The organism is Pseudomonas sp. 24 E 13, assembly GCF_900004715.1.
Classification (GTDB): Bacteria; Pseudomonadota; Gammaproteobacteria; order Pseudomonadales; family Pseudomonadaceae; genus Aquipseudomonas; species Aquipseudomonas orientalis_A.
Genome location: NZ_CVTO01000067.1, coordinates 1 through 18,526 on the forward strand (window position 1 = coordinate 1; position 18,526 = coordinate 18,526).

The window sequence follows — 18,526 nt, forward strand, 5'->3', positions numbered from 1 at the left end:
CAACAACCTCACGCTGCTGGTCGGCGGCCCGGTGGACGCCAACCTGCCCGCACGCGCCCTGGCCGACGACCTGGTAGCCCAGGTGCCTGCGGGGCTGCCTTCAGACTTGCTGCAACGGCGCCCGGACATCCTCCAGGCCGAATACCAGTTGCAGGCGGCCAACGCCAATATCGGCGCGGCCAGGGCGGCGTTCTTTCCGTCGATCACCCTGACGGCCAACGCCGGCAGCACCAGCACGCAGCTCTCCGGTTTGTTCAAGGGCGGCGCGGGCACCTGGACGTTCCAGCCGCAAATCAATCTGCCGATCTTCAACGCCGGCAGCCTGCGTGCCAGCCTTGATTACGCCAAGCTGCAGAAGGACATCACGGTGGCACAGTACGAAAAGTCCATCCAGACCGCCTTCCAGGAAGTCGCCGACGGCCTCGCCGCGCGCCAGACCTTCGACGACCAACTGAACGCGCAACGGGATTTCGTCGCCGCCAACCAGCACTACTATGACCTGGCCCAGCACCGCTACCGCAGCGGCGTCGACAGCAACCTGACCTTTCTCGATGCGCAGCGCGCGTTGTTCAATTCACAGCAGGCGCTGATTGTCGATCGCCTGGCGCAACTGGTGGCGCAGGTGAACCTGTACACCGCGCTCGGCGGCGCGTGGGATCAGCCCCCAAGCCTTGCAACTGCACGCTAGGGCAGTTTCAGACCGGCAGTTTGGGTATCACGGCCACGGGTGGCGTGTGCGGTGCGTTGTCGCTGTTCATCCAGGTTTTAAGCGTTGTCACTAGCGTGCCCAGCAATTTCAACAGCTCGGCCATTTCCAGGTCACTGCGGTTGGATCTTAAAACCTGGCCAATCACATGATGGGCCGGCACCTGGCCAAAACGCTCGCATTGATCAAGGGTTTGACCCGCCCGTGGAGAAGTTGCACCGTCAGCTGTGTTGAGCGTGACCATTGTGTATAGCCTCATTTAACGAAAGGATCGAAATCGCAGTGCGATCAAGGATGCATGACTTGCCCACCGTCACCGTCGGGCATTGAGTTCAACAAGCACTCATGCGTGGCCAGCCGGTGGGAAAGGTTCCTGATGCCAACGTGGGCGTGCGGTAACAACATCCTTCTACTTCAGCCGATTTCTATCGGAAAACTCCGCAAGCCCGTAATGTCGTTCAGTTAAGGCTTTTTGTAGGAGCGGGGGGCGCCTTGCTCTTGCTCGCGAAAAACCACAGGCGCCGCGTTCAATCAGGAAACACGCGTTATCGTTGACGTTTTTCGCGAGCAAGCTCGCTCCTACAGAGGGCGATGTACGCTTAACTGAACAGCGTGCTCCGCCGCCAAGGGTATTCAGCAAGCGAGGGACGCATCACGCTTGTCGGACCGCTCTTACGCAACTTTCGGGTTGCGTCCGATGAACCCCGCCGCTAACCTTCGCGAGTCGCTGCAAAATCAGCGAACGGGTGTGGTAGCCCAGTTCTTTCATAGACCCCAAAACGCTCGCGGGCGTTTTTTTGTGCGGGCTGCTTTGTGGCGGCTGTGCATGGGAGGCTTCGGCCTGCCGGGTTTCTATGACCGGTCTACCACCCCGTGTACAGTCGCCTCCTTACTTCGTGTGGTAGCGAAATGGAGGTGCTCATTCATAGGAGCCTCACCATGAAAAAAGTCACGCCCAACCCCCCGCCATCCCCCTCGGATGACAACCTGCAATTACCCCCCGATGTCATCTTCTCCATCCGCCCCGGCCTCAGCACTGAAGCCGCCTTGAGCAATGCCAGCGAAATGCTGGAGTCAGCGACTGTCTGCGCATATGACTGCGCCGAACACGTGGATGGCGCCAGTCGCAATCATGTATTGGCCGTGGTGCAGATGATCGAAATAGCGAAACTGCTGGTGGACGATGCGCTGAATCGGGAATGCCCGGTCGCCTGATCCGGAACGAGGGAGCTGCCGAGCTTCAGCGAGGCTGTGACAGCTCCCACATCGGATCTGCGACCGCGCCTGGCTACCCGATTCCCATCGCCAGGCTATAGGGTGAAAACCCCGCGAACTGCCAACGCAATGCCAAGGCCGCCGGACGCCGGATCACCTGTTCTACGGTCACCGTCCACAACCGCTGCGCCCCCTCGAACTCGGCCACCTGCGGCCCGCTGAGGATCAGCGAGGTACGCCCCGCCACGTGCAGCACATCCCCCGACTCGAAATCGATGAACAACAACCCCGCCACCGGATTGGCGTGCAGGTTGCCCAGTGTGTTGAAGAACAGGTTGCCGGCAAAATCGGGGATGGTCAGCACGTTGTCCTGCACCCGCACGAACCCAGTGTTCCCGCCCCGATGAGAGACGTCCACCGAACGCTCGCCGTGCAGGTCGACATAGCTGGCGACGAAGAAGGTGTCGGCGTTGCGGATCATGTGCTGATCGGCGCCATCCAGGCTGTCGCTGCGCTCGGCCACGTCGGCGGGTTTGCGCGCAATCGTGTCGACCGGGCGCAGCTGGATATATTTGGGGCAGTTACCGAAACTGTGCACCACGTCGACCGCGAAGCCTTCGTGATCCACTGCGCCAATACGGCCGTTCATGCGATTGCGCCGGCGGGTGTTCAGGTCGATGCCAAGCACGCCAACGGCTGCGCCCGCCGTGATTCCCGCGCGCGCCGGATCGCTGTTGCAGGGCAGGCTGTCGATCTGCAACCGGTAAGGGTCAGGTGAATGCGCGAACCCGGGCGCGCCTTCGAGCATCGTCGCCCACGGGGTGCCCTGTTCATCCACCGCGCCCAGCACCAGGTACGGCAGCAAGGGATAGAAATCGCGATGCTGCTCGGGCAGATGATCGCGTATCACCTTCGGGCCGATCACGGCCATGCGCTCGGCCGCGCCGGCACTGGCTTGCAGTTGCCGTTCGCCGGCATGCCAGGGGGATTGCTCGATTGCGTTCATGACGGCCACCTCTCGTTGGATAGCTGGATGCTGCGCCTAGGCTTACGCCGAGAGAATGACCACCCCAGGCAATCCACTATTACGCCAGCTGAAATGCCGGGTGGCCGCGCAATGCCGTTACACACTCATCGACAAAACTGCGCACGCGCATCGATGCATGGCGACCTTCGCGATAGACCACCTGCACCGGCACCGCAGGCGGCTCAAAGCCTGGCAATACGCGACGCAGCCGGCCACTTGCCAGGTGCTCGTGCACCGGATAGTTCAAGCACCGCACCAGCCCCGCGCCCTGCACGGCCGCATTGATCGCACCTTGCACCGTGGCGCAGCGCAGGCGTGCGCGGGCCTTGAGCTGAGAGTGCGCGAAGTCCCACTGCACCGGGTCGGCATCGGCGATCAGATGGTGCTGCCTGAGTGCGTCGGGGTGCAGCGGTTCGCCGTGGGCGGCCAGGTAGCCGGGACTGGCGCAGAGGACATGCCGCACATGCCCCACCGGTCGTGCGATCAACGACGAGCTGGGTAACTCGCCCACCAGCACCGCCACGTCCAGCCCTTCCTCATGCAGGTTCGGGTAGTAGTCGTGGTAGTGGGCGACCACGCGCACCAGCGGGTAACGCTCCATGTACGCGGCCAGTACCGGCGCCATCACATAGCGGCTGAACAGCAACGGCATGAATACGCGCAGATTGCCCTGGGCCTGGCTATGCAAGCCCTTAGCCGACGCTTCGGCCACCTCCACCGCCGCGAGCAAGCGCACGCAGTCGGCCATGTAGGCAGTGCCGGCGTCGGTGAGGCTGACCCCACGGGTGCTGCGCTGTAACAACCTCACCCGCAAGCGCGCTTCCAGACGCGCAAGCGCGCGCACCAGGGTCGGGCCCGAGACCTGCGCCAAGCGCGCCGCCGCCGCCAGGCTCGGTTGCCCGGCCAGCGACGCGAACAACTGCATATCGCGATAGCGCTCCATCAGCCGCGCGGCTTTTTCATCGGTTTCAGGGCCATGTCATGCCCCAGGCGCTCGGCCAGAAAATCGACGAATGTGCTGACCTTGGCCGGCACCCGCCCGTTGTTCTGGAACACCACCCGGATCGGCAGCGCGGCCGGCTCGAAATCCTGCAGGACAATTTCCAGATCACCCGCCGCCACCGCCGCCGCGACCTGATAGGACAGCACCCGGGTCATGCCCCACCCCAGCCGCGCCAGGGCGACTGCGGCATTGTTTGCAGTGACCGCCAGGCGCGGTTCTATCGGCACCGTCAGCGGCAGGCCGTCGTCGACGAAGGCCCATTCATGCACGCGCTGACTGGCGGATGAGGCGACGATCTTCGCTTCGCGCAACTGTTCGGGCCGCTGGGGTCGCCCATGCCGCGCCAGGTAAGCGGGCGACGCGCACACGACCCGGCGCACTTCGCCCACTTCGATCGCCTGCTGCCCCGGCTCGGGCAGATGACCGATGCGCACGGCCACGTCGACACCTTCGTCATTCATATTGACGACGCGGTCGACCAGCAGCGCATTGATGTTCACTTGGGGAAAACGGTCGAGATACTCCCCCAACACGGGCGCCACGAACAGCTCGCCGAACAGCACCGGGGCGGTCACGTTCAGTTGCCCGCAGGGGATCGAATAACTGCCCGCCGCCGCTTCCTCGGCCTCGCTCAGCTCGGCAAGGATACGCCGGCAGTCTTCCAGGTAACGCTGTCCGGCTTCGGTCAGGTGCAGGCTGCGGGTGGTGCGCGCCAGCAGCTGGGTGCCGATGCGCTGTTCCATGGCGGCAATCGCCCGGGTCACGCTGGGTGGCGAGGTGTTCAGACGCCGCGCGGCGGCGGCAAAACCTGCCTCTTCGGCCACCGCGACGAACACCTGCATTTCATGAAAACGGTCCATCGACACCCCTTGAGCATTACGCTGATTGCAGCCCCACCACCGTGCGCGGCATTGCGACGAAACCCGGCAGTGCTTCAAGGCTGGCGAGCCAGGCGCGCACCTGAGGATAGTCGGCCAGCGACACGTTGCCTTCCGGTGCATGGGCCACGTAGGTGTAGAAGGCGATATCGGCAACGCTCGGCAGGTCGCCGGCCAGAAAGCGGCTCTCGCCCAATTGCTGCTCCAGCACGTTCAACAGGGCGTGAGCGTGGTTGATCGCAACGGTCGTGTCCACCTGGGCGCCAAACACCGTAGCCAGGCGCGCCGTGGCAGGCCCGGCATACAATTGACCGGCCGCCGCCGAGAGCCAACGCTGCACACGTGCCTGCCCGACCGGATCAGCGGGCAGCCACTGGCCGTTGCCATAAGTGTTGGCGAGGTAAATCAGGATCGCGTTGGAGTCGGCCAGCACCGTGCCGCCGTCGTCAATCACCGGCACCTGGCCGAAGCGGTTGAGGGAGGCGAGGAATTCGGGTGTTTTGTGGGCGCCCTGCTTGAGGTCCACCAGGATAAATTCCATGGGCAGGCCCAGCAGGGACAGCATCAGTTCGACCCGGTGGGAGTGGCCGGACAGGGGGAAACCGTACAGTTTGATCGCAGGCATGACGAACTCCAGGGCGTGGTCGACCGAGTATTCGTGTCGATGGCTGCAATGTTCTTATGTGCCAACCGTCAATGGAATGGCCAGATTTCACAATCCAGCATTTCATAAAATGAAAGAGTAAAGCATTCAACACGCTACGCCGCTATCTGGCAGCCAGATAAGCGCCCTGCAACTCAAGTGTGCGAATGCTGCGGTAATCCGCCTCGATCACTGCCGGGTCGGGGTGTACCAGATACACCGTGCCGGGTTGGCTGAACACATCCTGAGTCACGCCTATGCGCTGGCCGTTCTCAACGTAAAACACGGCCTCGAAGAACGACTCAAGTTTGAGCAGTTCCCTCAAAAATACGTCCTTTTCGAAATAGCCTTCCGAGCGGTTGATCAAGCAGACATTGTAGGTATGTTGCAGACGCTGGTAACCCACCTCACCCGCTGAACGCTGCTCAAATGCCGCAGGTTGCATAAGGGATAGAACCACAGCATCAATCTGACCCAGGCCAGTGGTCAGCTTTGAAACCCCGGGTCGAAGAATACCGTCAGTGCGAGCAGCGATTTCCACCAGTTTCGGACCGTCCTCGGTGAGCATGACCTCTGCATGGCTGGGACCGTTTCGAATGCCCAGGCACCGCACCACAGCTCGCGTGTAGTCGACAAGAATTGAATAAACCGGCGTGTCAGGCCCAATCAGTTCGTCAATATCGTAGAGAATGCCGCCGCTCGCCGTTCGCTGTTTTCGGTAACGTACGACCTCAGTGACAAGCTGTCGGCCGTTGAGTGAGACCATATTGACCACATACTCCATCCCCGCCAGATACTCCTGAATCAGCACCTGCGTGTTGGGAATATTCAACTTGTTGGTCGTCCCCAGCAAACGCTCGACAGCAGCCTTGCAGGCGTACATATCTTCACAGATGAACACACCATCGGCGCCTGCGCTTTCAAGCGGCTTGATGACCACAGGGAAGCGTCCATGCTCATCGATCCAGTGTTGAACAGGCTCCCAGCCGTCAGCAACGAACTGCCGCGCCGCAGGCAGTTGCGCCTGGGTTATGCACTGAATCATTTCGTACTTGTTTCGACGTGCATTGGTTTTATCGAAGCGATTGCGATAAGGCAGTTGCAATTGTTCGTTCAACCGGTCAGCCAGCAGCACACCCGTTTCCGCACCTGCAAGAATGAACTGCGGTTTGAAACGCTGGAGTTGCGCCAAGGTCATTTCAACGTCGCGATTGACGATCATCCGCTCATAGAGCGCACAGTCAAAACCCTTGTAATAGTAGCTGTCCAACGTATCGGATGAGGCCACATGCACCAGTACACAACCTTCATCTTTTAATTGCTTGGCCAGGAATTTCCCGGATGAAAACCCATCGACCATCACCACTCTCATAACGCCTCCCTTTTCAAGGCATGCAGCGATCTACCCAGCAGCAGCAAAACAATCACAATCACCGCGGCGACGCTGGCGACGGAGAATTCAACCCTCGCATCCAAGTACTGGAGCAACAGGACGAATACAGGAAGCGTCAGCAATACCAGGGAAACGTGAATAGGCGTGAGGTAATAGATAGTTTTCTGGATCAGGTAAATGGGCAGCAAATGCCCTAACACCACCAGCACCACCAAAGGCGGAACCCACTCACGTTCGAGTATGAAACTGCCTCCCGTGGCAGGAATTGCAACGGCACAAACGCCAACCATCGCGATGTTTCTGATACCCAGAATTTCGTATACGGTCCATTGACGAGCGAACATCTCCTTGGAAAAAACCGTGTACATGACCGTGCCCAATGCGCACGCCAACACGCTGGCGATACCCAGCACTCGCTGGCCATCGGTGGTAGTCACGACGCCGCTGTCCCCCACAAAGGAATTGAACAACATGACCGCCACCGAGACGAGCACGAGCCATGAAACCAGCGCGTCCGCAAGAGCGACCTTGACGCCACGTTTGTTGAACAACGAAATAATCAACGTCAGCGCGGGCCCACAGGCTACCGACGCTACGCCGACTACCGCAGGTTCCAGATAGCGCAGTGCGTAGAACAACCCGCCCCAATTGAGCAGTACCGCCAGATTGACGATAACGACTAATCGCCATTGAGCGCTTAGTTTCGAAAACAGTGAGCGCCTATTTCGATAGAGCGCCCAGGCACCAAAAAAACAGGCCGACGTCATGAAACAATAGAAGACAACGTTCAGCGTACTGATCGACTGTGTGATCAACGCAACGTAAACGTCGAACGCTGCGCTAATCAAGCAAAATACCAAGCCGATGATTATTCCTGTCCGCTGTATTAACATTTAGCCACCCACGCGTTGTCGATTGTCCTCATTCAATATCTTTCATACTCAAGCCTCTGCACCGTTCGCCGTAGTCTTAGACGCTAGCAAATCATGTGAAAAAATAATAGCTAGCAAAACGGATAGGTAGCAACAGCCAAAACGCCAACTTATCAATCCAGGAAATATACGTAGGAACTTTCCGTCAACACTCACTGGAACTACGTGGAAGTTAAATAACTAACACATAAAAACAAGAACTTTCCTACAAGCCTTTAACTTACAGGAGCAATTTCAGCCAATTCAGGTGAGTTCGTCCAAGCACATAAACGCGCGAATTTCTGCCCGTGCGCTGGCGGATGAGGTGCCTCTGTGACGGCAATGGCGCGGCAGGCACAGGAAGGCTGGATAAAAAATTCAAACTATCGCCCCTCCCATCGTTCACACCTTCACGTGCAACGCAATGTAGGAGGCAACATGCAATACCGACAACTGGGCCATTCCGGCCTGCTGGTCTCGGAAATCATTTTGGGCACCGTGCCGTTTGGCGGTCGTGCCGAGTTCGAGAAATGCGGCGCGGTGGACGTGCCCCAGGCCAGGCGCATGTTCGATATCGCGTTCGACGCCGGGGTGAATATGATCGACACCGCCGACCTGTACTCCCATGGCCTGGCCGAGGAAGTGGTCGGCAAAGCCCTGGGCGACAAGCGCAACGACATCTTGCTGGCGACCAAGGGCCGCAGCCCGGTGGACGAGAACCCGAACAATTCCGGCTCGTCGCGCTACCACCTGATTCGCGCCTGTGAAGCCAGTTTGAAGCGCCTGGGCACCGACCATATCGACTTGTACCAACTGCACAACTGGGACGGTCTGACGCCCATCGAAGAAACCCTTGAAGCGCTGCGACTGTTGGTGGGCTCGGGCAAGATCCGCTACTTCGGCACCAGCAATTTCACCGCCTGGCAAATGATGAAGGCCTTGGGCAAGGCCGAGTTGCACGGCATGCTCAAGCCGATCACCCAGCAGATCTACTACACCCCCGAATCCCGCGAGGCCGAGTACGAGCTGCTGCCTATGGCGCTGGACCAGAATATCGGCACGCTGGTGTGGGGACCGATGGGTGAAGGCCTGTTGACCGGCTCGACCCGACGCGGGCATAAACCACCGGCCAATACCCGCCAGGGCAGCGGCTGGCCGGAACCCTACGTGCATGACCAGGAGCGGGCGCTGGATATCATCGAAACCCTGGCCGCCGTGGGCGACGAGCACGGTGTGTCGGTGGCGCGCACCTGCCTGGCGTGGCTCAAGGATCGCCCGGGGATCACCTCGCTGATTGTCGGCGCCCGCACCGAAGAGCATCTGCGCGACAACCTTGCGGCGACCGAGTTGAAACTGACCGAGGAACAATCCTCACGCATCGAGGCCGTGACGCGTCGCCAGCCGCTGTACCCGTACTGGCATCGCTTTACTGCGGGGATCGATCGCTTCGATCCGGCGGAACAGCCATTCCTTGCCGAGCATCAAAAAACCATGGATGCGCGCAAGGACAAATAGCCCTGCACGCAACAGCTCAACCGGTGGGAGAGGCTTGCGCCCTCTCACCTTTGGTAAGGGAAATCGCTTTGATCGCGCAACTCATGATCGCCGCCCTCGGCGTCGTCGCTATCTGGTTCAGCCAAAGCAAACGCCTCAAGGTGCGCCGTTATGCCTGCCTGTTCGGCATGGCCGGGCAGCCGTTCTGGTTCTGGTCGTCGATCAATGCCGAGCAATGGGGCATTGTGCTGCTGAGCTGTTTCTACACGGTGGCCTGGGCCAAGGGCATCAAGACTCACTGGATTGATCGCAGGCCCGAAGAACCGGTCTGAGTTTGCAATCGGCCGCCACACTGCCTATATTTCCCGCCTGGCGCTCTCTACGCCACCTTCCGCGGAAAGGGCTGCGCCCAAGACATCACAGCTCGACCTCATTTCTACGACTCCCAACCTTAAAGCGGAAAAGGTTTGTACAAGGAGCTCGTATGTCACAACGCCCTGTTGCTTCCACTACCAACGGCCGCCTCAACCTTGAGCAGCAGCGCAAGCGCGCCAAGGAACTGTTGCCGCACCTCAAGCGCGAGGACCCCAACGCTACCTTGTCCCAGGCCCAATGGCAGATAGCCAGAGGATTGGGCTTCAGCAGTTGGCCCAAGCTCAAGGCCCATGTCGACGCCCTGGACTTCGCCGCACGCCACCCCGACTTTATCGCCAGCGACGAAGCCCGCACCACCCATTGGCGCTGTGGCAACGACATCGCTCACAGCCTGCAGGTGGCGGGGTTCACAGGGCAATTCCAGATGCTCACCGACCCGTTATGCATGGGCCCGGTGCGCGACCTGCCCGGCGATGACTACCAACCCCTGCGTGGCGCGTTCATCAGCCACGCGTTCGGTTTGAATGAAACCGAGGTGGCGCGGCGACTGGCCGACGAATATGCCCGGCTTGAACACCTGGCAACGGCGCAGCACAGCGTGTTGTGGTGCGAAGCGGATGCCTATGACCAGCTGTTTCTGATACGCGCACTGGCGGGTCTGGAGCGCCTACCGCCCAAACTTGAACTGATCGAAGTCGACCGCATTCCCGGTGTGGAGCGGTTTATCGGCATCGGCCAATTGGCGCCCGATGTACTCGCCTGGCTGTGGCCCCAGCGGCGCCTGGTGGATGAGGCAGCGATCCAACTGGCCAAACAGGCGTGGGGGGCGTATTGCGACCCCTCACCCGTGCGCTGGGCCGAACTGGCACACGGCAAGCACTGTGCCCTGCCCTTGCTCGCGCCGGCGCTGCTGCGCCAACTGCAGGAATTACCCGGCACCCGGGATGGCTTGTCCCTGACCGAACGCCTGGCCCTGGGCTATATCGCCGAAGCCGGGCCGGTGCAATTTGGCCGGGTATTTGCCGAACTGATGGCCAGGCGCGAACCGCTGCCGTTCCTGGGCGACATGATGTTTCATGCGCTGTTGCGACCGTTGATCGATGGCGACCAGCCGCTGCTGGTGGAAACCGAGACGCATCTGGAGTGGCCGCGCCGGGAATTGGCGCTGACGCCGCTCGGTCTTGAAGTGCTCGACGCAAACGCCTATTGGCCTGACCACAGTTCACATGCGCGCTGGGTAGGCGGGGTCTGTATTGAACCGGGTCGGGCTCATTGGACGGTAGACGGGGAGGTTCAGCCTGTTTGGAGAAGCGCCAGGGAATAGGCTTGCGCCCGTTCCTTTGCTGATCAGGCGATGATCCTGTACACATGCAGGCGTTGAAGCCCTTCGATTGCAAGGGCCGCCTGCGACCGCTTCCACTTGCGAGAACCCATCATGCGTAACCTGATTGTTGCCGGCGCCTGCCTGTTATCCATCACCTTGACCGGCTGCCAGCACACCCCACCGGCCAACGACCAACTGGACGCCGTGCTCTGGACCCAGACCTCCATCGAGCACGAGCTGATCTACCGTCAGCTCTTCGCTAGCGCCACCCGTCAACTGGATGTCGCCCTGGCCGATCCCGGCTGGGACGCGCTGCCCTTTCCTGCGCGAGATCTGACCGGCCTGCCGCCGGCCGTGGTGGTGGATATCGACGAAACCCTGTTGGACAATGTGCCGCTCAATGCCCGCGACATTCTGAACAACCAGGTCTATTCCTATGACCGCTGGAACACCTGGGTCGACCAGGCCAAGGCCCAGGCGCTGCCCGGTTCGGTGGCGTTCCTGCAGGCGGCCCGGCAAAAAGGCATCAAGGTCTATTACCTCACCAACCGCGAACACAGCCAGGTTGCGGCCACGGCCAGAAACCTGCGCCTGCGCGGTTTCCCGATTGAGAGCGATGACCAGATCCTGGCGGCCGGCACGCCTACCGGCCACTGCGAAAGCGCCGGCTATGGCAAGAACTGTCGTCGCCAATGGGTGGCCAGCCATGCGCGGGTGCTGTTGATGGCCGGTGATTCCCTGGGCGACTTCGTGCAGGCCGAGCACAACACGCTGGCGGCCCAGCGCAAGGCGGTCCAACCCTATGTGAACTGGCTGGGGCAGCGCTGGTTCCTGCTGCCCAACCCTTCCTATGGCAACTGGTACAGCGCGCCCTATGGGGATAATGAGAAGCTGCCGTTCGAGCAAAAGCGCAGGCTCAAGCAGCAGGCGTTGCAGCTGCAGGAGTAACGGCGCGCGCTACTCCCGCCCGGCTCAGCGGCGTGCGCTGACCGCTGCGCCGTCGTTGGACACGATCACTTCCACACGGCGGTTCAACTGGCGCGACGACGCGCTGAAGTTATCGGCCACCGGGTACTGCTTGCCGTAGCCCACCACGGTGATGCGCTCGCGGCCCACGCCGAACCGCTCCAGGCCGCGCGCCACGGCCTGGGCGCGACGCTCGGACAAGGTCTGGTTGAAAGCGTCGCCACCGGTGCTGTCGGTAAAGCCTTCTACGCGAAGCTGGCGCTCAGGGTTCTGCAACAGAAAATTCGCCAGGCCCTGGAGGTCGCGCTGGCTGCCCGGCTTCAGGTCGGCCTTGGCGGTATCGAACAGCACATCGCCAAAGGTAATCACCTGGCCGCGCTCCGACGGCTGCGCCTTCATGGCCTGCAAGGCCTTGAGCTGCGCGGTCCTGACGTCAAGCTGCACCTGGGTGCGGTCGACCGCGATGTTGTCGAGCCGGGCATCGATTTTGCGACCGGCGATGGTCTGTTCGGCCACCGCGATTCGCTGCGACGCCAGGTACGCCAACTGGTCGATCTGCGGGTCGGTGCGGTCATGCAGCGAGACCTGGTTGGCGCGGTCCAGCGCATTGGAGGCGATGCGCGTCTCGACCGCCGCCAGGGTGTTGGACTCAGGCTTTTGCTGCAAGCTGGAAAACTGGCTGCGCGCTTGCAGCAGTTGCGCGTTTTCCGGCGGCGTGGCGCAGCCGGCCACGGCCAGCGCCAGGGCGGACAGAACGGGAATGAAGTAAGTGGCACGCATGGGGGAAAATCCTCAGTGGGTAGTCGCGGGGGCGTTGAGCATTTCCTGCTTGAGCACCTGGATGCCCTCGCGTGCCTGCTGCAAGACCTGCTGTTTGCGCACCGTGTTGGCCTTGGTTTCGGCCAGGTTGGCGTCCACCTCGATCTGCTCGGCCAGCGCGTCCACCTCCACGTAGCGTTTTTCGCCGATGGCTTGCTCCATACGGGCCAGTTTGTCCTGAGCGGTCTTCATCTCCAGCGGTGCGAACTGCGTGGCTTGTGCCGCCAGCGCACGTCCCACCGAGTCGCGGGCCAGGGAGATTTTTTCCGTCGGTGGCAGCGGCGTGGCGCAGCCTGCCAATGTTGCCGCAACGATCACCGCCCAGGCCGAGCGGCGCAGGCGTTTGCTCACACGGGTGATCCTCATGTTTTGACTCCTAAGCCTATTCGTATGGCTGCAGGGCCTGATAGCCAGGCCCGTTGCCGTCTCGCTTGTGGTCAAGCGATGGCGCCATCCTAGGAGGAAAAACACGGGCGAGAAGAATGAAAACTCCCAGATACCTGTAGGGGTTTTCTCAGAGAAAAGGTGGCAGTCTGCCCTGCGCTCACACCGCTCCGGGCAATGGCAATGCCACCACCTGCACGGCCAGTCAGTGAGTGCATCAGTGACTGACACACTGCCATCGGGGGCAAGCCCCCTCCCACATTTGGATCGGGCTCGACACAAGAAATCGGTCAGCTCCAAGGCCGCGGCCGAACGCAGGCTTGAATCCGTGGCTAACCGCTTTTATGTGGGAGGGGGCCCCCCGATGAGGGCCGGTCAGTGGGTGCATCAGTGACAGACACACTGCCATCGGGGGCAAGCCCCCTCCCACATTTGGATCGGGCTCGACACAAGAAATCGGTCAGCTCCAAGGCCGCGGCCAAACGCAGGCTTGAATCCGTGGCTAACCGTTATGTGGGAGGGGGCTTGCCCCCGATGAGGCCCGGTCAGTGAGTGCATCAGTGACTGACACACCACCATCGGGGGCAAGCCCCCTCGCACATTTTGTCGGGATAGACACGAGATCCCGGTCGGCGCCGGGTGCGGGCAAATTTACTGCGCAGGCCGCAACAGCTGCATCTGCTGGCGATAGTCATCCGTCACCTGCCGTGCCTGGCTGCTGCTGGTAATCACCCTGGGCGTGATCAACACGATCAATTCGGTACGGTCCTTGGATTTGCTGGTGTTGCCGAACAACCAACGCAAGCCGGGGATCTTGCCCAGGTACGGCACGGCACTGACGGAGTCCGCATTGTCCTGTTTGATCAATCCGCCCAACAACACGGTCTGCCCGCTCTGCACGGCGACCTGAGTCGACACCGACCGTGTGGAAATACGCGGATTATTCGGCGTGTCATTACTCGACGATGCCTGATCCTGCGCATCACTGACCTGTTGCTGAATATCCATATACACCAGGCCACCCGGATTAATCCGTGGCACCACATCCAGAATCACACCTGTCTGCACATACTCCACACTGCTCAAGGTAGTGTCAGACGTCCCCGTGTTCACCGTGGTCTGGCTGATAGGAATGTTATCGCCCACCTGAATCTGCGCTGGCTGGTTGTTCATCACCACCAGCGACGGCGCCGACAGCACCTGGGTGCGGCCGTTGGTTTCCAGGGCGTGCAGGGCCACTTGCAGGTTGGAGCTGACGAAGGAATAGAACAAAGAGTCCGCCGCCCCCAGCCCGGCCCCGCCACCGCCCAACGCGCCCTGGCTGCCGGAGGCGTTCGCCACCGTGGTGCTGGTGGAATTGCCGGCCAGGCGGCCGAGGTACCACTGCACGCCCAGGTCCAGTTCGCCGGTGAGTTTGACCTCAAGGATGCGCGTCTCGATCTGCACTTGCAGCGGCGGATTGTCGAGGCGTTTGATCGCCGATTCGATCTCTTTCCACTGCACCGGGCGCGTGCGCACCAGCAGTTGGTTACTGCTTTTTTGCGCGGTGATGCGCGTACCGGCGTCGAGGCTTTTGGCCGGCGCGCCTTCGGTGGTGTCTTGCTCGACAGTGTCCTCGGCTTGTGGCTCCTGCTCCTCATCCTCGGCAGCAGGCTGGTTGTTATTCAAGTTATTGCTCAAGCCGCCAGGCGTGCTGCCGGACGTGCTGTTGGTGCCGGGCGATGACAGGGTCGCGGTGCGTAAACCGGGCGCGACCTTGGCCGGGGCGTCGTCCTTGATCGCGCCGCTGCCGTAGATCTGCCGCAGGTACTTGGCCAGGTCCGTGGCCTTCATGTTGCGCACGTCGTACACATACATCTGCGGCTCGTTGCCGCCGCCTTCGTCGATGGTGTGAATCCAGTCACCGACTTCGCTGAGGTACTGCGGCTGCGACGAGATCGCGACCACCGAGTTGGTGCGCTCGATCGGCAAGAACCGCACCATGCCCGCCAACGGCATGCCACTGTCGGGCCCGAACATTTTTTGCAGCTCGGGCATCAGTTCGGCGACGGAGGCGCGTTGCAGGCCGAACACACCCACCGACATGCCCTTGAGCCAGTCCACGTCAAAGGTGTCGATGGTGTCCTGATAGTTGGCCAACTCCTCCGGGGTACCGGCCAGGCTCAGCACATTGCGCGCCGGGTCAACCAGCAGAAAGGCATTCTCGCGGGCAAACGGCTTGAGCAATTTCTGCATCTCGGTGGCCGAGATATAACGCAGTGGAAACAGTCGCGCCGACAGGCCGTTGGACGGTTGCGCCACGCGCATCTGCGGCACCAGCTTGCCCGCCACCGCCTGGTTGGCCGGCAAAATCACATAGCGGTTGCCCTGCTTGATCATGGCGTTGTCGGTCCACGACAACAGGGTTTCGAGAATCGACAGCGCCTGCTCCTTGTTCACCGGTTTGGAGGTGGAAAAGCTGACGTTACCCTTCACCCCCTGGGCAATGCTGTAGTTCTCATGCAGCAGGTCGCCCATCACGCTGTTGATCACCGCCTCGATTGGCTGGTCGGCGAAGTTGAACACGATGTCGCCGCCCGCCTGCGCCTTGCCGGCCGGGGCCGCTGTGGGTTGGCGCACGAACTGCTGGTTGCCGCGAATCAATTGGCGCTGGGGCGGCGTCTTGGCCTGGGGCTGGCTGCTGTCGACCGGGGCCTGTTCGCTGGCCGGGTCCACGGGCGGGCGTTGCGCGCCGGTGCCCTGCATCGCCTCATGCAGCAAGGCCTCGTCCGGGTCCAGATGCTCAGGGAATGTGCCGCAGCCACCGAGGGAAACGGCGGTGGCCAGGCAAAACACGGTGGTGCGCAAAGCGCCGGGGAATGTATCGATCAAGGGGCGGACTCGTGAGGAAGGGTAATCGGGGGTGTGGTCGACGGCGGCGGCAGACGCAGGCCTCGCAGGCTCAGGGTCTGCGTGCGGCCGTCGAGGACAAAGCGGGCTTCGCGGGGTGTCAGGTGTTCCAGGCGCCAGCCGTTGGGCAGGGTCTGGTCCTGGTGGACTTTCAAGGGCGGGCCGTCCGCGCGTTTGAGCAGTGCGACGCGCAGGTCGCCGTCCAGTACGATGCCGGTCAGCGTCAGGCTCGACAGGCTGGAAACGGCGGCTTGGCCAACCGCGCGGTCAGGGCTGCGGTCAGGGCTGAACAGCGGCGCCTGCCAGGTGCCGGCGAGGCTTTCCAGGGTTGCGCTCGGGGCCACCAGTACCTTGGCCGTGGCGTTGGCGCGCGCATCGGGTTCGGGCGCCGGCAACCACTCAGGCGCATCGCCGATGCTGCTGAGGATGCCGACCATCAACAGGCCCAACAGCCCGGCCACGCCGAGCAACAGCCACTCCAGGGGACGCAGTGCGTTGATCATCGGCGCACCTGCGCGGCGGAAGCCGGTTGCAGGTAGCCACGCACGAGCAGGTGCACCACCAGTTGACCGGCACCACCGCTGGCGGGCGCGTTCGGCCCACGGCGGATGCTCATCTCATCGACAAACAGAAACGGGCGCTGGTACTCCAGCTCATGCAGGATCGCGGTCAAGGGTTCGATGGCGCAGTTCAGGGTCAGGCTGACTTTGACTTGGCGGTAGGGTTCGCTGTCGTCCTGCTCGGGGGTGATCGGCATGCGCTGCGTGAGGCTGCAGCCGCCACCGAGGCCGGCGCGGCTGTTGATCAGGTCGGCGATGCGTTGCATCAGGTCCGCCGCCACGGCGCTGGGGTCATCGCCGGGCAGCAGGCTGGTGCTGCTGGCCGGGTCCTGGCGGGCCTCCTCGAGTTGCTGACGCAGGGAATCACCCTGGCGCAATATGCCGGCGTAGCGTTGCTGCTGTTCGCGCAGCTGCTCGGCCTGCTCGCCCATCTCGCGCAAGGGGCCGGCGAACCAGCTGTCGACCAATAGCCAATACGCGGCGCCGAGCACCAGGGCCAGGCCGATCAGGGCTGCGCCACGGCGCTCACGGGGTGTCAGTGGTCGGCGCATCGGCGGCCTCCTGGTGCAGGTGGGCGCGCAAGGAAAATTGATCCTTGCCGGTTTGCGCATCGGGTTGGATCACCCCTTCGAACTGGGCATTTTCCAGGCTGTGGCAGCCCTTGATGCGGGTGATCAGGGCGCTGGCCTTGGCGCTTTGCCCGGAGAATGAAACGTCGGCGCCGTCGTTGACTTCCAACTGGTCGATCCAGGTGTCGGACGGCAGGCAGGCGGTCAGTTCGTTGAGCAGCCCGGCCAGCGGCGGCTGGGCGGTCTTGCGGCGAATCAGGTACTGCGCGGCGCCACGGGTATTGAGCAGTTGCTGGCGCAGGGCCTGGATCTGGGCGACCTGGGCTTTTTGCGCGCGCACGCTTTGCTGCATGCTGTCGAGCACGCGCTGGCGGTCGTTGAGCCAGAGCAGCATGGCGGCAATCAGCAAGGCGCCGCACAGCCACGGCAGGCTGCGTTGCAGGCCTTTGCCCGCCGGGCGCTGGCGTGGACGCAGCGGTACCGGCAGCAGGTCGATGCCCATCGGGACGCCCGCCGCGTCCGCCACATCCACCGCGTGTGGCTGCAAGCCGAGGGCGGCGCACTCCGTGAGGATCTGGTCGAGGCGCTCGCGCAGGATCGCCACCAGCGTCACGTGCACGTGGGTCGGAGTGCGCCGCTCCTGGCGCGCGACGAAGTACAACTGCGCCGCATCAAACGGGGTAAAACGGTCCAGTTCATACCCCACCACCGTCGCCAGGTTGCGCGCCGCCGCCGGGGGCAACTGCAAGGCTTGCACCAGCACCGCCGAGGGCGCCAGCAACAGCACCTGGCGCGCCTCGCCGGCCAGGGGCGACACGGGCGCGGTCAGCGGCCATGGGTACACATGCTCGGGGATGTCCTGCAGCGACAGCCAGGCCGGCAGGCAGCCACGCAGCTCCTTGAGCCACAGCCGCCAGCCCATTTGCAACAGGCTGCCGCGCCAGCGCTGGGTGATGGGCTCCGTCAGCAGGTGCAGCCGTGCGGATAAGGGTTCGTTCATTCTTGCCAACGTAAGACTCGATAAGGTTGTGCGCTGCCTTGCGCGGGGCTCAATAACACGGTGGCTTGCAACTGGGCGTGGTAGCCGCCGGGGCGTTGCGCGCGGCTGTCGATCACCAGCACCTCACCGGGGTCGGCGCCCACCGCACTCAGGTGCGGCAGGTTCAAGGCGCGGCGCATCAGCGTGCTGGCGAAGGCCGGATCGGGCCGGTCCAGGCCACTCCACAGGCTGATCTCGGGAACCAGCGCGCTGTACAGCGCCTGGGTCATGCCCGGCAATTGCCGCACTTCTTCTATGACCCTGAACGGCGCCAGGCCCTGGTGGCGTCGTACCTCGAGGTCCTTGGCGAGTTGGCCGGCCTGGGCCTGGG

Annotated in this window: 19 protein-coding genes and 1 pseudogene; 6 read left to right on the forward strand and 14 right to left on the reverse strand. The window is 62.2% G+C overall.

The features are described 5' to 3' along the window. Window positions 1–688 (forward strand): efflux transporter outer membrane subunit (locus BFP90_RS03655; protein ID WP_141688910.1); only part of this gene is annotated, 688 nt, incomplete at its 5' end. A 7-nt stretch (window positions 689–695) separates the two neighbouring features. Here the strand turns inward: BFP90_RS03655 and BFP90_RS03660 are convergent. Next, window positions 696–950 (reverse strand): hypothetical protein, encoded by a 255-nt coding sequence (locus BFP90_RS03660; protein WP_065895971.1) that lies wholly within the window; start codon window positions 948–950, stop codon window positions 696–698. 695 nt (window positions 951–1,645) lie between these two features. Between BFP90_RS03660 and BFP90_RS03665 the strand changes: the two genes are divergently transcribed. After that, window positions 1,646–1,921, forward strand: coding sequence for a DUF6124 family protein (locus tag BFP90_RS03665; protein WP_065892525.1), 276 nt, complete (start codon window positions 1,646–1,648; stop codon window positions 1,919–1,921). A gap of 73 nt (window positions 1,922–1,994) precedes the next feature. Here the strand turns inward: BFP90_RS03665 and BFP90_RS03670 are convergent, their stop codons facing one another. The 6 genes from BFP90_RS03670 to BFP90_RS03695 all read right to left on the reverse strand — a co-directional run bounded on the left by BFP90_RS03670 (window position 1,995) and on the right by BFP90_RS03695 (window position 7,758). Continuing rightward, window positions 1,995–2,927 carry a pyridoxamine 5'-phosphate oxidase family protein gene (locus tag BFP90_RS03670; RefSeq protein WP_065895972.1) on the reverse strand — a complete coding sequence of 311 codons (933 nt, stop codon included), beginning with the start codon at window positions 2,925–2,927 and terminating at the stop codon, window positions 1,995–1,997. Between the two features lie 79 nt (window positions 2,928–3,006). Continuing rightward, complete coding sequence (locus BFP90_RS03675; protein WP_065895973.1) at window positions 3,007–3,891, reverse strand: LysR family transcriptional regulator; 885 nt, start codon at window positions 3,889–3,891, stop codon at window positions 3,007–3,009. Continuing rightward, window positions 3,891–4,811 (reverse strand): LysR family transcriptional regulator, encoded by a 921-nt coding sequence (locus tag BFP90_RS03680; protein WP_065895974.1) that lies wholly within the window; start codon window positions 4,809–4,811, stop codon window positions 3,891–3,893. The genes BFP90_RS03675 and BFP90_RS03680 overlap by 1 nt, the downstream gene beginning before the upstream one ends. 16 nt (window positions 4,812–4,827) lie before the next feature. After that, window positions 4,828–5,454 (reverse strand): glutathione S-transferase family protein, encoded by a 627-nt coding sequence (locus BFP90_RS03685; RefSeq protein WP_065895975.1) that lies wholly within the window; start codon window positions 5,452–5,454, stop codon window positions 4,828–4,830. 142 nt (window positions 5,455–5,596) lie between these two features. Then, complete coding sequence (locus BFP90_RS03690; RefSeq protein WP_065895976.1) at window positions 5,597–6,844, reverse strand: ATP-grasp domain-containing protein; 1,248 nt, start codon at window positions 6,842–6,844, stop codon at window positions 5,597–5,599. Then, window positions 6,841–7,758 (reverse strand): DMT family transporter, encoded by a 918-nt coding sequence (locus tag BFP90_RS03695; RefSeq protein ID WP_065892519.1) that lies wholly within the window; start codon window positions 7,756–7,758, stop codon window positions 6,841–6,843. Before BFP90_RS03695 ends, BFP90_RS03690 begins: the two co-directional genes overlap by 4 nt. A 456-nt stretch (window positions 7,759–8,214) precedes the next feature. Between BFP90_RS03695 and BFP90_RS03700 the strand changes: the two genes are divergently transcribed. The 4 genes from BFP90_RS03700 to BFP90_RS03715 all read left to right on the forward strand — a co-directional run bounded on the left by BFP90_RS03700 (window position 8,215) and on the right by BFP90_RS03715 (window position 11,917). Beyond that, complete coding sequence (locus BFP90_RS03700; RefSeq protein ID WP_065892518.1) at window positions 8,215–9,291, forward strand: aldo/keto reductase; 1,077 nt, start codon at window positions 8,215–8,217, stop codon at window positions 9,289–9,291. 68 nt (window positions 9,292–9,359) lie between these two features. Then, window positions 9,360–9,602, forward strand: a complete 243-nt coding sequence (locus tag BFP90_RS03705) for a hypothetical protein (protein WP_083203148.1) — start codon at window positions 9,360–9,362, stop codon at window positions 9,600–9,602. 152 nt (window positions 9,603–9,754) lie between these two features. Continuing rightward, a complete protein-coding gene (locus tag BFP90_RS03710) occupies window positions 9,755–10,969 on the forward strand; it encodes a DUF1835 domain-containing protein (RefSeq protein ID WP_065895977.1) in 1,215 nt (404 codons plus the stop codon). 111 nt (window positions 10,970–11,080) lie between these two features. Then, window positions 11,081–11,917 carry a 5'-nucleotidase, lipoprotein e(P4) family gene (locus tag BFP90_RS03715; RefSeq protein ID WP_065895978.1) on the forward strand — a complete coding sequence of 279 codons (837 nt, stop codon included), beginning with the start codon at window positions 11,081–11,083 and terminating at the stop codon, window positions 11,915–11,917. 24 nt (window positions 11,918–11,941) lie between these two features. Here BFP90_RS03715 and BFP90_RS03720 read toward each other — a convergent pair whose 3' ends face one another. The 7 genes and pseudogenes from BFP90_RS03720 to BFP90_RS03750 form a co-directional block, all read right to left on the reverse strand. Next, complete coding sequence (locus tag BFP90_RS03720; protein ID WP_065892515.1) at window positions 11,942–12,715, reverse strand: OmpA family protein; 774 nt, start codon at window positions 12,713–12,715, stop codon at window positions 11,942–11,944. A gap of 12 nt (window positions 12,716–12,727) precedes the next feature. Further along, window positions 12,728–13,120, reverse strand: a complete 393-nt coding sequence (locus BFP90_RS03725) for a DUF4398 domain-containing protein (RefSeq protein ID WP_065892514.1) — start codon at window positions 13,118–13,120, stop codon at window positions 12,728–12,730. 669 nt (window positions 13,121–13,789) lie between these two features. Next, entirely contained in the window at window positions 13,790–16,009 is a 2,220-nt protein-coding gene (gene gspD, locus BFP90_RS03730) for a type II secretion system secretin GspD (RefSeq protein WP_065895979.1), read from the reverse strand. After that, complete coding sequence (locus BFP90_RS03735) at window positions 16,006–16,530, reverse strand: general secretion pathway protein GspN (protein ID WP_065887213.1); 525 nt, start codon at window positions 16,528–16,530, stop codon at window positions 16,006–16,008. The genes gspD and BFP90_RS03735 overlap by 4 nt, the downstream gene beginning before the upstream one ends. After that, window positions 16,527–17,138 (reverse strand): type II secretion system protein GspM, encoded by a 612-nt coding sequence (gspM, locus tag BFP90_RS03740; RefSeq protein WP_065887267.1) that lies wholly within the window; start codon window positions 17,136–17,138, stop codon window positions 16,527–16,529. Before gspM ends, BFP90_RS03735 begins: the two co-directional genes overlap by 4 nt. Beyond that, a complete protein-coding gene (locus tag BFP90_RS03745; RefSeq protein ID WP_065895980.1) occupies window positions 17,113–18,156 on the reverse strand; it encodes a PilN domain-containing protein in 1,044 nt (347 codons plus the stop codon). The genes gspM and BFP90_RS03745 overlap by 26 nt, the downstream gene beginning before the upstream one ends. Then, window positions 18,153–18,526: pseudogene (locus BFP90_RS03750) on the reverse strand (type II secretion system minor pseudopilin GspK); the annotation flags it as partial. The pseudogene BFP90_RS03750 and the gene BFP90_RS03745, both read right to left, overlap by 4 nt.

Excerpts from the sequence above, each read along its gene's own strand:
- BFP90_RS03660 (WP_065895971.1), bottom strand. The coding sequence starts at position 950 with ATGGTCACGCTCAACACAGCTGACGGTGCAACTTCTCCACGGGCGGGT.
- BFP90_RS03665 (WP_065892525.1), top strand. The coding sequence starts at position 1,646 with ATGAAAAAAGTCACGCCCAACCCCCCGCCATCCCCCTCGGATGACAAC.
- BFP90_RS03670 (WP_065895972.1), bottom strand. The coding sequence starts at position 2,927 with ATGAACGCAATCGAGCAATCCCCCTGGCATGCCGGCGAACGGCAACTG.
- BFP90_RS03675 (WP_065895973.1), bottom strand. The coding sequence starts at position 3,891 with ATGGAGCGCTATCGCGATATGCAGTTGTTCGCGTCGCTGGCCGGGCAA.
- BFP90_RS03680 (WP_065895974.1), bottom strand. The coding sequence starts at position 4,811 with ATGGACCGTTTTCATGAAATGCAGGTGTTCGTCGCGGTGGCCGAAGAG.
- BFP90_RS03685 (WP_065895975.1), bottom strand. The coding sequence starts at position 5,454 with ATGCCTGCGATCAAACTGTACGGTTTCCCCCTGTCCGGCCACTCCCAC.
- BFP90_RS03690 (WP_065895976.1), bottom strand. The coding sequence starts at position 6,844 with ATGAGAGTGGTGATGGTCGATGGGTTTTCATCCGGGAAATTCCTGGCC.
- BFP90_RS03695 (WP_065892519.1), bottom strand. The coding sequence starts at position 7,758 with ATGTTAATACAGCGGACAGGAATAATCATCGGCTTGGTATTTTGCTTG.
- BFP90_RS03700 (WP_065892518.1), top strand. The coding sequence starts at position 8,215 with ATGCAATACCGACAACTGGGCCATTCCGGCCTGCTGGTCTCGGAAATC.
- BFP90_RS03710 (WP_065895977.1), top strand. The coding sequence starts at position 9,755 with ATGTCACAACGCCCTGTTGCTTCCACTACCAACGGCCGCCTCAACCTT.
- BFP90_RS03715 (WP_065895978.1), top strand. The coding sequence starts at position 11,081 with ATGCGTAACCTGATTGTTGCCGGCGCCTGCCTGTTATCCATCACCTTG.
- BFP90_RS03720 (WP_065892515.1), bottom strand. The coding sequence starts at position 12,715 with ATGCGTGCCACTTACTTCATTCCCGTTCTGTCCGCCCTGGCGCTGGCC.
- BFP90_RS03725 (WP_065892514.1), bottom strand. The coding sequence starts at position 13,120 with ATGAGGATCACCCGTGTGAGCAAACGCCTGCGCCGCTCGGCCTGGGCG.
- BFP90_RS03735 (WP_065887213.1), bottom strand. The coding sequence starts at position 16,530 with ATGATCAACGCACTGCGTCCCCTGGAGTGGCTGTTGCTCGGCGTGGCC.
- gspM (WP_065887267.1), bottom strand. The coding sequence starts at position 17,138 with ATGCGCCGACCACTGACACCCCGTGAGCGCCGTGGCGCAGCCCTGATC.
- BFP90_RS03745 (WP_065895980.1), bottom strand. The coding sequence starts at position 18,156 with ATGAACGAACCCTTATCCGCACGGCTGCACCTGCTGACGGAGCCCATC.